The 13,329-nt window shown below is 68.2% G+C and carries 8 protein-coding genes and 1 pseudogene; 2 read left to right on the forward strand and 7 right to left on the reverse strand.

Going from position 1 to position 13,329, the window contains the following annotated elements:
• Position 1: 1 nt before the first annotated feature.
• On the reverse strand, positions 2 to 1,699 hold the full coding sequence (locus LXM90_RS24115) for a methyl-accepting chemotaxis protein (protein ID WP_246757425.1): 1,698 nt from the start codon (positions 1,697 to 1,699) through the stop codon (positions 2 to 4).
• Between the two features lie 627 nt (positions 1,700 to 2,326).
• Here LXM90_RS24115 and LXM90_RS24120 point away from each other — a divergent pair.
• A pseudogene (locus LXM90_RS24120) lies at positions 2,327 to 2,704 on the forward strand (MucR family transcriptional regulator).
• A gap of 312 nt (positions 2,705 to 3,016) precedes the next feature.
• Here LXM90_RS24120 and LXM90_RS24125 read toward each other — a convergent pair.
• Positions 3,017 to 4,045: an IS110 family transposase gene (locus tag LXM90_RS24125; RefSeq protein WP_091980604.1), complete on the reverse strand. Its 1,029-nt coding sequence runs from the start codon at positions 4,043 to 4,045 to the stop codon at positions 3,017 to 3,019.
• 61 nt (positions 4,046 to 4,106) lie between these two features.
• On the opposite strand from LXM90_RS24125, the gene LXM90_RS24130 reads away from it, so the two are divergent.
• Positions 4,107 to 4,538, forward strand: a complete 432-nt coding sequence (locus LXM90_RS24130) for a pyridoxamine 5'-phosphate oxidase family protein (protein ID WP_107351057.1) — start codon at positions 4,107 to 4,109, stop codon at positions 4,536 to 4,538.
• 1,320 nt (positions 4,539 to 5,858) lie between these two features.
• On the opposite strand, the gene LXM90_RS24135 is transcribed toward LXM90_RS24130, so the two are convergent.
• From LXM90_RS24135 to LXM90_RS24155, 5 genes are all read right to left on the reverse strand, one after another.
• Positions 5,859 to 6,446, reverse strand: coding sequence for a TetR/AcrR family transcriptional regulator (locus tag LXM90_RS24135; RefSeq protein WP_020095775.1), 588 nt, complete (start codon positions 6,444 to 6,446; stop codon positions 5,859 to 5,861).
• Entirely contained in the window at positions 6,443 to 6,907 is a 465-nt protein-coding gene (locus LXM90_RS24140; protein ID WP_020095776.1) for a DUF1348 family protein, read from the reverse strand. The genes LXM90_RS24135 and LXM90_RS24140 overlap by 4 nt, the downstream gene beginning before the upstream one ends.
• A gap of 244 nt (positions 6,908 to 7,151) precedes the next feature.
• A complete protein-coding gene (locus LXM90_RS24145) occupies positions 7,152 to 10,295 on the reverse strand; it encodes a multidrug efflux RND transporter permease subunit (RefSeq protein ID WP_234081162.1) in 3,144 nt (1,047 codons plus the stop codon).
• Between the two features lie 18 nt (positions 10,296 to 10,313).
• Positions 10,314 to 11,492: an efflux RND transporter periplasmic adaptor subunit gene (locus tag LXM90_RS24150; RefSeq protein WP_020095778.1), complete on the reverse strand. Its 1,179-nt coding sequence runs from the start codon at positions 11,490 to 11,492 to the stop codon at positions 10,314 to 10,316.
• A gap of 26 nt (positions 11,493 to 11,518) precedes the next feature.
• Positions 11,519 to 13,327 (reverse strand): ABC transporter ATP-binding protein, encoded by a 1,809-nt coding sequence (locus LXM90_RS24155; RefSeq protein WP_020095779.1) that lies wholly within the window; start codon positions 13,325 to 13,327, stop codon positions 11,519 to 11,521.
• Positions 13,328 to 13,329 lie beyond the last annotated feature (2 nt).

Raw genomic sequence — 13,329 nt, forward strand, 5'->3', positions numbered from 1 at the left:
CTCAGGCGGCGCGGACGGTGGCGAGGAAGCGGGCGACCTCGGCACCGAGATGCTCGGATTGCCGCGACAGCTCCGAGGCCGCCGACAGGACCTGCGAGGCCGCCGCCCCCGTCTCCTCCGACGCCTGCGCCACGCCGGCGATGTTGCCCGTCACTTCGTTCGTCCCCGCCGAGGCCTGCGCCACGTTGCGCACGATCTCCTGTGTCGCCGCCCCCTGCTCCTCGACGGCGGCCGCGATCGAGGTCGCCACGCTGTCGATCTCCCGGATCCGCCCGGTGATCCCGCCGATCGCCGTCACCGCCTGCGCGGTCACCCCCTGGACCTCGCCGATCTGACGGCTGATCTCCTCCGTCGTCTTGGCAGTCTGGTCGGCGAGCGCCTTCACCTCGGTGGCCACGACCGCGAAACCCCGACCCGCGGCACCCGCCCGCGCCGCCTCGATCGTGGCGTTGAGCGCCAGCAGGTTGGTCTGGGCGGCGATCCCCGAGATCATCCCGACCATGTCGCCGATCCGCGCGGCGTTCTGGCTGAGCGCCTGGACGAGGTGGGCGGTCTGGTCGGCTTCGCCGACCGCGGCCTGGGCAAGGTGGGCCGAGCCGGTCACCTGCCGGCCGATCTCCTGCACGGAGGAGCCGAGTTCCTCGGCCGCGGCCGCGACCGTGTTGACGTTGGTCGAGGCCTCCTCGGCGGCCGCGGCCACGCTGGTCGATTGCGCAGCGGTCTCCTCGGCGGTGGCGGTCATCTGCTGGGCGGTGGCCTGGAGCTCGGTGGCCGAGGACGAGACCAGGCCGACGATGCCGCCGACGGCGCGCTCGAAGCCGTCGGCGAGCTCGATCATGGTGCGCTTGCGCTCGGCAGCCGCGGCCGCGTCGGCGCGGCGCCGGACCTCGGCCTCCTCGGCGGCCTTGCGGGCGACCATGGCCTTGATGCCCTCGACCGCCTGACCGACGGCGCCGATCTCGTCGCCGCGGGTGGCCTCGCGGATCTCGGCATCGACCTCGCCGTGGGCCATCCGCTGCAGCACCCCCACCAGGCTGCCCAGCGGGCGGGTGATGCCGAAGATCACGATCAGGGCGGAGAGCAGGGCGGCGCCGACGAGGCCGGCCGCGGAGGCACCGATCAGCACGATCCTGGCGGTGCTCACCGCCTGCTCGGCATCGTCGCGCGCCTGCCGCAGCTCGGCGTTGAGGACATCGACCCGTTCCTGCACGAACTCGCGCATCTTTTTGCGCGAAGCCGCAGCGTCGATCAGGAGAGCCTTGGTCGCGCCGTCGTTGTCGTTCTTCAGGCCGAGAGCGGTTGCCCGATCCTGCGCGGCATAGAACTCCTCCAGGATGGTCTTGAGCGTCTGATTGGCGGCTTTACGCTCTGGTGTGTCGGCCAAGGAGATCAGGGTTTCGGTGGCCTCTTTAGTAGCCTTCAACGTGGCGTCGTAGCGAGCCTTGTAGGCGGCCATCTCCGCCTCACGGGTCTCAAGGATGAGATTGCGTGACTGAATGGCGAGTTCGTTGACATGGGATCGCAGGCTCAGGATCCTTTCGAGCCGAACAGCTTGCAGGTCGACGATCGTGCGGGTTTGCTTGGCAAGTGCGTCGAGGCATGTAATCGCATAGACCATCAATCCCGCGGCAATGAACGCCATTAAGGCGAGCGGCACGATGGCCTTGATGATGATTTTCGAACTGCGCAGCATGGATATGCCCTAGACCGACTAATCCCGATCAGATCATATGATCCGCCGCATATTACTAAAAATCTAACGTTTTCAAATTTTAAGATTGACGACTTCTAGGAATGATTTATTCGGAGTCGATCTTATATTGAGTGCATTTGAATCCGTGCGCGCGTCGGGTCTCGAACATTTTCGAAGAACGTCGGGCATATTCACGCTCCGGACTCGGGTGGGAAATCATCCGGATATGACAGATCGATCTCGCGCGCCGCCGCTTCCCGGCAGTCGGCCGGGATAAAGCTGGTGCGACCCATGACGCCCCAGAAAGCACTCGAAGCCCCCCCCGCGCTCGCGACATGCGCGCTACGGCACCCTGCGTTGGACAGCAATCATCGCAATGTCATCCAAGCGACAATCTTCGTGGCCCTCAGCACTCTTTCGTCTGCAATTTCAAGCAATAGTATGTGTGAAAGATCATGACCTCATCTTAAATGATTGTATTTTGAATAATCTCACTATTCATGGATGAAGTTTAACATTCGAATCGCTTCTCCCGCGCGTATAGTCAATTCACGACGCGAACGTATGGGAGTGAACATACCGATGGATACTGACGCAGTCTTTGCAGGAAACAGCCACCTCGATTGCGGCGAGATGAACGCTAACTTAGTGGCGGCGTATGTGTCGCACAATCGCGTCGCAGCCTTGGAGGTGCCTGCACTGATTACGGCGATGGCTGCGGCCTTCACCGGCCTTCAAACTTCCGATCAGTCGGCCGTGTCGGGAAGCAGAAGGGTTACACCGGCCCAGATCCGAGCGTCGATTAGGCACGAGGCGTAAATCAGCTTCGAGGACGGCAAGCCGTACAAGACGATCAAGCGGCATCTGACGGCGTGTGGCCTGACGCTGGAAACGTACCGAGCTAAGTGGTGCCTGCCAAGCGACTACCCGATGGTGGCCCCTGCCTACGGGGCCGAACGGTCCAGGATCGCCAAAAGCTTGGCTATGGGTCGACCTCGGATCGTCCGCTAATCGGAAGCGCTCGACGGCCCCGGGGCGACTGGGTTGGGTCGATAGGGGGCCGTCCTGTGTGGATGGCTCCCGCATTGCAAGTGGCGAATTGAGCTTCTGACGCGTTGGTCGGGTGCAGTCTTGTGTCCGGCCTGTTGATGCAGTCGTTCATGTTGACTGCTGGCCCTGATGGTATCCGTGAGCTGGGTCCCACTCTGCTTTGCGGGCTATGACGCCCTGGACAGCCGGCGGGGTGTCCCGGCTCCCGGTCTGACCGGTTCGCCATCAACTCTCATCGTCCTCGCAACCTGGAAACGTCTCCTCTACGTGCTGTCAGGCGGCCGTGGCCGCCGGTGCGCGGTAGGTGCCGCCGCGGGTCATGATCGCCCAGGCGACCCGCGCCGTGCGATTGGCCGCCGCCACAGTCACCACGCGCACTGGCTTACGCTGCAGCAGCGCCGGCAGCCGCGGGTCGACCGAGGTCGGTGTCGTCTTCGCGCGCCGGATCAGAGACGTCATGCCGACCACGAGCAGCCGGCGCAGGTAGCGGTCGCCCATGCGTGAGATCCGGCCCAGGCGCTCCTTGCCGCCACTGCAGTTCTGCAGCGGTGTCAGGCCCAACGAGGCAGCGAACTGCCGACCGGAACGGAAGCGCTCGGGCTCGCTCACCGAGGCGGCCAGCGCGGTTGCCGACACGATGCCGACACCCGGGATCGTCGCAAGCCGCTGCGACAGGTCGCTGTCTCGATGCCAGGTGAGCAACTCCTTCTCCAGTCGGGTGAGCTGAATCTGCAAGGCACCGATCTGATCGGCCAACCCGGTCACCACGCGCTGGGCTAACGGCGGCACCTCGGCCGCGTCTCCGGCCGAGAGCCGGGCCGCCAGTTCGAGCGCGTGCCGCAGGCCCCGCGCCATCTCGATCCCAAACTCGGCGAGCAGGCCTCGGATCATGTTCACCAGCTGCGTGCGTTGCTTGACCAGCAGGTCGCGCGTCCGGTGCAGCGCCAGCGCCGCCTGCTGCTCGGTCGCCTTCACGGGCACGAAGCGCATGCTCGGGCGCGTCACCGCCTCACAGATGGCAGCGGCATCGTTCGCATCGGTCTTGCCGCGCTTGACGTACGGCTTCACGTAAGCCGGCGGCATCAGCCGCACGTCATGGCCGAGCTTTATGAGTTCCCGGGCCCAGTGGTGCGCTGTGCCGCACGCCTCCATGCCGATCAGGCACCGTGGCAGCTTGGCGAAGAACGGCGTGACCTGCGCCCGCCGCAGCGCCTTCCGAACGACGACGTGCCCAGCTGCATCGACGGCGTGAACCTGAAAGATGCTTTTGGCCAGATCGATGCCGACGGTGGTGATCTCCATGGGGATGGCTCCTGCATGAGCGTGGCTGCTGCTTCGACAGCGACCACATCTTGGCACCGAGATGCCGTCAGTCGGAGCGGGAGCCATCCACCCCATCTGCTTTTCTCGCGGACCTTCACGGAAGACCAACCCGAAGCTCGGCCTGCTGTTCATCGACTTCGAGACGCCGCACCGCCTGCGCCTCCACGGCACGGCGCGGATCGCCCGCGACGCGAGGGACCTGGAACGTCATCCTGGCGCCGAGCTGGTGCTCAAGATCGATATCGCCGAGGTGTTCGTGAACTGCCCGCGCTACATCCACCGTTACCGTCGGGAGGCTGCGTCAGGCTTCGTGCCGGGGCGGGCACGAGCGGGCGAGGTCCCGGCCTGGAAGAGGATCGATCTGTTCGCGGATGTTCTGCCCGACCGCGATCGGCGAGCGATCGACCCGCGCGACACCGGGACAATGACCCTGGCCGATTACCGCCTGCTGTTGGAGCGTGGGGAAACCTGACCCCGCACGGCCGCGGCTGGCTGTCAGGCCGGAACGTCTCGACCGTCTGCGACGGGTCGCCAACCCATCCTCTCGATCGGTCCCGTCCGGAGCCGGCCGGTCAGCCCTGACCCATCGATGACCCCATCGACCCGCAGGATGCGCGATCTGCTGGATCGGCCTCCGATAAGGCGTGAGGCGCCCACGGCCTGACCAAGTTTCCGGTTCGCGGCCTCGTCACTGGCGGCGCTCCGAGAGAGCCACCGCCCGTCACGCCACGACCCGGGTCTCAACTGCACGGCAGCGGCGACGGGCGAAAGATCCGAGCCTCACCACGCCTGCTCGAGGACGAAGCGTCCGTGATCCTGCTCGCGCCGGGATGGCTCCTGATCGTTCCGACGATCATCGATGCTGACGATCACGGTCCCCCGGCGATCTTTGCCAATCCAGAGCTTCCCCGAGGGGCCTCGGAAGCCCGCATAACCGTTCGCACAAGAGACGGTCCCTGCACTCTCCGTACACAGCTGGGCTACGGCGGCCGGTCCCGCCGCGAACAGCGCGGGGGCGAAGGCGACGGCGGACCCCGCAGAGAGCAACACGGAGGCGAGGCCAATGGCGGATGTGACGCGCATAGCCGCAGATTATGCAGCCTGTGGTTGAGTCTCAAGACAACTACGCAACCTGACCCCGGAGCTTCCCAGGACATCGAACGGCTTGGTAAATATCGGTCGGCTGTCGGGTCGATCGAGGGACCGGCACCCGGCGGCCGCGATCGCTGTACCACGCCGGATTTCCCGAGACAGTTTGGTTCAGCTTGCGAGCCGCGACACGGCTCGGTGCGGCCTGGACGTCGGCCCGATCGAGCCAGGCAGATGGCGACCGCGGCCATCCCCGAGATTACGGAAGATCGGGCCGCCTGCGGAACGAAGTCGTCCGCTCCGATGCCCCTGCAGCTCGGAAACGGAACGGCAGAGATTCACCCGTCGGAGACGCTCGTGCGGGCGGTCTGCGGCGGCCGATGCTGGCGGACGCCGGGTGATCGGCACGGAAGGCCGGCTGCCGGAAGAGAGGACGGACGCCTCGCGACCCAACCCAGCCATTCCGGCCTGTTCAGCGGCATCCCCGAACCGGACATTCGGATGCAAGCAGCGGTGTCACCGTCTCATATGCCGAGTGCAGTTCACGACGAGAAATGCGGACTTGATCGCGGTGGAGACGGATCGTCGCCGGGCACACTCGATCGGGCGAACAATTCGTCGCGAGCGTCAAATGTTACAAATTTCGACTGATCGTTGAATGTGTAATTGTCATGGCAGGCCACTGCGAATGATCAGACCTCTATCATTCCGCACTAGAATTGGCGAATGCATCGATCAAGACGGAACGCTGTCGATGAACCACCCGGAGAAAGACGGCATCGTCCTCTAAGGCTCGCGCCAGCACGATCGCGCCCTGTATCCCCGAAACCGCCTCCTCAGCGAGTTGCGAGGCTTGCGGTTCGTGAACGCCGCCGGCTCTCAGGCACCGGGCCAGAGCCGATATCCAGCGCGCGAAGTAGCTCCTTATCCGCTCCGCGAAAACGGCTCCGGAGGCATTCAGGCCAATGCAGCCGACGAGACAGACTCTCCTGCCGGATCGGAAGTATTCCGTCACATCGTCGATCATGGACGTGACGGCCGCTGTCGGATCGCGCGCATGCTCCAACGTCGAGAAGATGACCTTCTCGAACCAAGCGTCTATGTCGGCGAGAACCGCCTCCATCATCTCTTCCTTCCCGCCGGGAAAGAAGTTGTAGAGGCTGCCCTTGCCGAGGCCAGTCGCCTTCGACAGCACCGACAGGCTCGCGCCCTCGAACCCGTGCTCGCGGAACGCTTCCGCGAGTGCCGGCACGGCACCGGCACGTTCGGTGAGGACGCGCTTCGTGCTCAAAGGCCCAGGTCACTCAGCGAGGGGTGATCGTCGGGTCTGCGCCCGAGCGGCCAACGGAACTTCCGTTCCGCCTCGGTGATCGGCATCTCGTTGATGCTGGCATGCCTGTGCGCCATCAATCCGTCTTCGGCGAACTCCCAGTTCTCATTGCCGTAGGCGCGGAACCAGTGCCCGCCGTCGTCGCGATACTCGTAGGCATAGCGCACCGCGATACGGTTGCCGGTGAAGGCCCACAACTGCTTGATCAGTCTGTATTCGTGCTCCTTGTTCCACTTCCGAGTGAGGAAAGCTTGCGCCTCCTCGCGATTGGTCGCGAACTCGACGCGGTTCCGCCAGCGCGTGTCGGGCGTATAGGCCTGCGCGACCTTGGCCGCATCGCGCGTGTTCCAGCCATCTTCGGCAAGACGCACCTTCTGGATCGCGGATTCCTCGGTGAACGGGGGAAGCGGGGGTCGGGACATCGGGATCACCTCTCAGGACCATGTTGTACCGTTCGGTACAACATGGTCGCCGATAGATCAAGCGCCCTGAAAGCCCTCCGGCTCTCGGTCGGGAAATCTGCAAGCGGCGAAGGGCATCTTTTCCGGAGTGCCGTTCCCGAAGCGGACCCGCGGAAGCCCACCCGACCCCGTCGGTCACCTGCGGCTGCGCGGCTCGCGTCAGCGGAGGGATGTCCCGCCGCGCCCCTGGCAAGGACGAGCACCCTCAGGGCACCGGGATGCCGCGCCGGACGGGACCGGCCTCCGGCTGGCCGGCCGCCGCGGAACCGAAGACCCGCGCGATCAGGACGTAGAAGAGCGGCGTGACGAAGACGGCGAGCACCGTCGCGGTGACCATGCCGCCGAGCACGCCCGTGCCGATGGCCCGCTGGCTGTTCATGCTGGCCCCCGTCGCGACGGCGAGCGGCACGACGCCGAGGATGAAGGCGAACGAGGTCATGACGATGGGCCGGAAGCGCAGCTCGCACGCCTCCAGCGCCGCCTCCCGGACGGGCACGCCCCTGGCCACGAAGTCCTTGGCCACCTCGATGATCAGGATGGCGTTCTTCGCGGTCAGGCCGATCACCGTGATCAGGCCGACCTTGAAGTAGACGTCGTTCGGCATGTCCCGCATCAGCATCGCGAAGACCGCGCCGACCACGCCGGTCGGCACCACGAGCAGCACGGCGAGGGGGATCGACCAGCTCTCGTAGAGCGCGGCGAGGCAGAGGAAGACGCAGAACAGCGCCAGCGCCAGCAGATAGACAGCCAGGGAGCCCGACAGCTTCTCCTGCAGCGATTGCCCGGTCCAGGCGAAGTCGAAGCCCGGCGGCAACTGCCCCGCCAGGCGCTCCATCTCGGCCATGGCGTCGCCGCTGGCGTAGCCGGGGGCGGCGCTGCCGGAGATCTTGATGCTCGGGTAGCCGTTGAAGCCCACGACCTGCGACGGGCCCATCGTCCATTGCACCCGGGCGAAGGACTGGAACGGCACCATCTGCCCCTTGGCGTTGCGGACGTTCAGGTCGAGCAGATCCTCCGCCTTCATGCGCCGGGCCGCCTCGGCCTGGACGATCACCCGCTGCATCCGCGCCTGGTTCGGGAAGTCGTTGACGTAGGCCGAACCCAGGCTCGTGGAGAGGGCGTCGTTGATGTCGGCGAAGGTGACACCCAGCGCGCTGGCCTTCTGCCGGTCGAGGACGAGCTCGATCTGCGGCGTGGTCGGCAGGCCCTCGACGTAGACGCCCTGCAGGATCGGGCTCTGGGACGCCGCCTTGACGAGCTGGTCGCGCGCGGCCGCCAGCGCCGCGTGGCCCTGCTGCGCCTTGTCCTGGAGGCGGAAGGCGAAGCCGCTCGAATTGCCGAGCGAGTCGATGGCCGGCGGCGAGAGCGACATGGCGATGGCGTCGGGCAGGCCGCCGAGGGCGGCGTTGGCGCGGGCCGTGATGGCGTCGGCGCTGTCCTGCGGCCCGCGCTCGCCCCAGGGCTTCAGCCCGACGAAGTTGATGGCCGCGTTCTGCCCCTGGCCCGAGAAGCCGAACCCGAGGAGCAGCGTCTGGCTGTCGATGCCGGGCTCCTTGGCGAAGTGCTCCTCAATGCGCTTGGCCACGTCGAGCGTGCGGCCGGTGGCGGATTCCGGCGGGGTCTGCGCGTCGACGATGACGTAGCCCTGGTCCTCGATGGGCAGGAAGCTCGACGGCATGCGCCAGTAGCCCCAGCCGAGCGCGGCCACGAGGAGGCCGTACACCAGGAGCGCCCGAACGGGCCGGCGCAGCAGGCCCGCCACGCCGGACCGGTAGGCCCCCGTGCCGGCGTGGAAGCGGCGGTTGAACCAGCCGAAGAAGCCGCCCTTGGCATGATGGTGGCCCTTCTCGACCGGCTTCAGCAGCGTGGCGCAGAGCGCGGGCGTCAGCGAGAGGGCCAGGAAGGCCGAGAAGGCGATCGAGGTCGCCATGCTGACGGCGAACTGCCGGTAGATCACCCCGACCGAGCCGGGGAAGAAGGCGAGCGGCACGAACACCGCGACCAGCACCGAGGTGATGCCGACGATGGCGCCGGTGATCTGGCCCATCGCCTTGGCGGTGGCCTCCCTCGGCGGGAGCCCCTCCTCGCCCATGATGCGCTCGACGTTCTCGACCACCACGATGGCGTCGTCGACGAGGATGCCGATGGCCAGCACCATGCCGAACATGGTCAGCACGTTGATCGAGAAGCCGGCGAGCAGCAGCGCGCCGCAGGTGCCGAGCAGCGCCACCGGCACCACGATGGTCGGGATGAGGGTGTAGCGGACGTTCTGCAGGAACAGGAACATCACCGCGAAGACGAGGGCCATCGCCTCGGCGAGCGTCATCAGCACCTTCCGGATCGACACCTCGACGAAGGGCGTGGTGTCGTAGGGCACCGTCACCCGGATGTTGGCGGGCAGCGTGCGCTGGAGCTGGGCGAGCTTCGCCTTGACGCCGCCGGCGGCCGCGAGCGCGTTCGCGCCCGGGGCGAGCTGGATGCCGATGCCGGCGGCCGGGCGCCCGTCGAGGCGGGTCTGCATCGTGTAGGACTGGCCGCCGAGCTCGACCTCGGCCACGTCGCGCAGGCGCACGAGCGACCCGTCGGGGTTGGCGCGCAGCACGATCTCGGCGAACTCGGCGGGCGTGGTCAGCTGCCCCTTCACCAGCACGTTCGCGGCGATGCGCTGGCCCTCGGCCGCGGGCTGCGCGCCGACGGTCCCTGAAGCGATCTGCGCGTTCTGCGCACCGACCGCGGCCGTGACGTCGCCCGGCGTCATCCCGAACCCGACGAGCTTGACCGGGTCGATCCAGATGCGCAGCGCCTTCTCGGATGAGAACAGGGTGGCCCGGCCGACGCCCGGCACCCGCCGCAACTCGCCGAGGAGGCGGCGGGCGGCGATGTCGCCGAGGTCGGTCTCGCTCAAGGAGCCGTCCTTCGAGGAGACGGTGACGAACTGCAGGAAGCTGGTGCTGGCCTCCTCGACGATGACGCCCTGCTGCGTGACCGCCCGGGGCAGGCGCGCCTCGATGCGCTTGATCCGGTTCTGCACCGCCACCGTCGCCTTCGACGGGTCCGAGCCCGGCGCGAAGGACGCCATGATCTGCGCCATGCCGGACGTGTCGCTGGTGCTCTCGAAGTACATCAGCCCGGGGATGCCGTTCAGCTCCTCCTCGATGATGCGCGTGACCCCGTCGTAGAGCCGCTCGGGCGGAGAACCGGGATAGGTCGCGCTCACCTGGATCGTGACGGGCGCCACGTCCGGGTATTGCGACACCGGCAGGAACGCGAGGGAGATCGCCCCCACCAGCACGATGAAGATGGAGATCGCCCAGGCGAAGATCGGGCGCGCGATGAAGAAGCGGGTCATGGTGCGGTCCCGGCGCGGTCAGGGCTTCGCGGAGGCGGAGGACGTCCGGGCGCCCTGCCAGGGCGCCGGGTTCACCGCCATGCCGGGCTGTATCCGCTGGAAACCCTCGACCACGACGGTCTCGCCGGCCTTGAGCCCGTCCTCGACGATCCAGCCCGCATCCGTCAGCGCCCCCGCACGCACGGGGCGCAGCGCGACAATCCTGTCCTCCCCGACCACGAAGACCTGCGCGACGCCGGCGCTCGACCGCTGGATGGCCTGGGCCGGGACGACGACCGCGCCCGGCAAAATTCCCTGCGCGAGGCGGATACGGACATAGGTGCCCGGCAGCAGGACGACCTTCGGGTTCGGGAACGTGGCCCTGAGCGACACCTGCCCGGTGCCGGGGTCGACGCTCACATCCGTGAACAGCAGACGCCCGGCATCGGCGTGGAGCGCGCCGTCGGGCAGGACGAGGCGGACCGCCGTCTCCTCCTTGCCCGTGGCCCGCTCCGCCAGCCGGCCCGGATCGGCCGCGGGGGCGTTGAAATCGGCGAAGATCGGATCGACCTGCTGGATCAGCGCGAGCTTGGTCGCCTCGCCCTGGCCCACGAGGGCGCCCTCCGTGACGAGGGCCCGGCCGATGCGGCCGGCGATGGGCGCCCGCACGGTCGCGTAGTCGAGGTCGATCCGGGCGCGGGCGAGCTGCGCCTTCGCGCTCGCGACGTCGGCTTCGGCTTGGCGCAGGGCGGCGATCGTGAGGTCGTGCTGGGCGGTGCTGGCGGCCTGACGCTCCAGAAGGGTCTCGGTGCGCTCGGATTGCTTCAGCGCCTGCACCCGCGTGGCCTCGGCCCGGTCGAGCGCCGCGGACTTGGCATCGACCTCGGCCCGGTAGACGGCGGGGTCGATGCGGAAGAGGACATCGCCCTTCCGGACGAGGCTGCCTTCCTCGAAAGCGCGCTCCTGGATGATGCCGGCGACCTGGGCCCGGACCTCGGCGACCCGCGTGGAGGTGAGGCGACCCGGCAGGTCGAGGGTGCGGGGCACCGTCCCGGGCTCGGCTCGAGCGGTCGAGACGTCGGGCGGCGAGCCCGCCGATCCGGGACCGCCCGGTGCCTGACCGTCCGCCCCGGGCTTGCAGCCCTGCAGGGCGAGCGCCGCGACGAGGCCGAGGGCGGCGAGGGTCGGCGACCGCCGGGCCGGTGCGTGTGAAGGCATGGAGATCCGTCCTGGAATCGTGGTCGTCAGGCCGCCTTGCGCACGAGGCGCGCGTAGGCGCCTCCGCGGGCGAGCAGGGCTTCGTGCGTGCCGCATTCGACCACGCGCCCCCGATCGAGCACGACGATCTGGTCGGCCCGGCGGACGGTCGAGAGGCGGTGGGCGACGGTGATGGTCGTGCGGGGCTTGCCCGGACGGGCAAGGGCCTCGACCATCGCCCGCTCCGTCGCCGTGTCGAGGGCGCTCGTCGCCTCGTCGAGCAGCAGCACGCGCGGGTCGCGCAGGATGGTCCGTGCCAGCGAGAGGCGCTGCCGCTCGCCGCCCGAGAAGCGGTGCCCGCGCTCGCCCACCAGCGTGTCGTACCCGTCCGGCAGGGCGGCGACCATGTCGTGCAACTGGGCCGTCCGGGCCGCCGCGACCATCTCCGCGACCGTCGCATCCGGCCGGGCGAAGAGCAGGTTCTCGGCCACGCTGGCATGGAGGAGGAACGGGTCCTGCGTCACGACCCCGAGCACCTCGGAGAGGGAGGCGAGACTCAGGTCGCGCACGTCGACGCCGTCGTAGAGCACGGCGCCGCCATCGACGTCGTAGAGCCGGGCCAGGAGATGGCCGAGGGTGGACTTGCCCGAGCCGGTCGCGCCGACGATGGCGGTGTGCGACCCGGCGGGGATATCGAGCGTGACGCTGGCGATCGTCGCGGGGCCGGCTCGGTCGTAGGAGAACGTCACGCCGTCGAGGCGCACGTGGCCGGCGACCTCGGCGGGGTCGAGGGTGACGGGGTCGGGCCGCTCGGTGATGCCGACCGGCTTGTCGAGGTACTCGAAGATGCGCGCGAACAGGGCCCGCGTCTTCCGGGCCTCGACGCCCGTGCGCAGGACCTCCTCGAGCGGGAACAGCATCTGCTCCTGCAGCGCGATCATCGCGACGAGAGTGCCGATGGTCATGGTCGTCCCGGCGCCCGCCATCCAGCCGCCGAGGAACAGGGTCAGGGCCGGCAGGGCTTGCAGCACGAGGTCGATGACCGACCACTGCCACTGCCCGGCCGTGTGGGACCGGACCTCCAGGTTCGCCACCGCGCGCGAGGCCCGCGCGAAGCGCTCCGCGAGATGGGGGACGCGGCCCATCGTGCGGGCGAGGACGATGCCGGAGACCGAGAGGGATTCCTGCACCGCGGACGTCATCTCGGCGATGCGTTCCTGCTGCGCGTAGGTTGTCTCCTCGCGCAGCCGGCCGACGCGGACACTGATCCAGGTCGCCGGCGGCAGGACCAGGAACGAGAACAGGGCGAGCCGCCATTCCAGCAGCAGCATGGCCGCGGCGGTCATCACCACCGCGCTGGCGTTGCGCGTGGCCTCACCCGCCGTGTGGGTGACCAGCGCCTGGAGGGCGCCGATGTCGCTCGCGATGCGGGACTGGATGTCGCCGGAGCGGGTCGCCGTGAAGAACCCGAGCGGAAGCGACTGCAGGTGCGCGTACACGCGGACCCGGAGGTCGTGCATGAGGGCCTGCCCGACCTTCGCGGTGACGAGGGCCTGCAGCACGCCGATGCCCGCCCCGAGCGCGGCGAGGCCCACCATGCCGGCGGCGAGCCGGCCGAGCAGTCCGAGGTCGGCGCGCGGCAGCGCGACGTCGACGATCTCGCGGAGCAGGAACGGGGCGGCGAGCCCCACGGCGGAGGCGAGCGCGATCAGCCCGATGACGAGCGCGATCCGGCTCGCGTAGGGGCGGAACAGGGTGAGGATCCGGGCGACGGAGACGTGCCGCGCGGCCAGGTCGCCGTATTCCGCGGCATCGCCCGGCCCGTCCGCGCCGCGGGCGGGGGCGAACCCATCCATCG

This window comes from Methylobacterium oryzae, from assembly GCF_021398735.1.
Taxonomy (GTDB): Bacteria; Pseudomonadota; Alphaproteobacteria; order Rhizobiales; family Beijerinckiaceae; genus Methylobacterium.

Bases quoted from the DNA above. Each gene is read 5' to 3' on its own strand.
- LXM90_RS24140 (WP_020095776.1), bottom strand. From the start codon at position 6,907: ATGTCCCGACCCCCGCTTCCCCCGTTCACCGAGGAATCCGCGATCCAG.
- LXM90_RS24145 (WP_234081162.1), bottom strand. From the start codon at position 10,295: ATGACCCGCTTCTTCATCGCGCGCCCGATCTTCGCCTGGGCGATCTCC.
- LXM90_RS24130 (WP_107351057.1), top strand. From the start codon at position 4,107: ATGCCGTCAGTCGGAGCGGGAGCCATCCACCCCATCTGCTTTTCTCGC.
- LXM90_RS24125 (WP_091980604.1), bottom strand. From the start codon at position 4,045: ATGGAGATCACCACCGTCGGCATCGATCTGGCCAAAAGCATCTTTCAG.
- LXM90_RS24150 (WP_020095778.1), bottom strand. From the start codon at position 11,492: ATGCCTTCACACGCACCGGCCCGGCGGTCGCCGACCCTCGCCGCCCTC.
- LXM90_RS24155 (WP_020095779.1), bottom strand. From the start codon at position 13,327: ATGGATGGGTTCGCCCCCGCCCGCGGCGCGGACGGGCCGGGCGATGCC.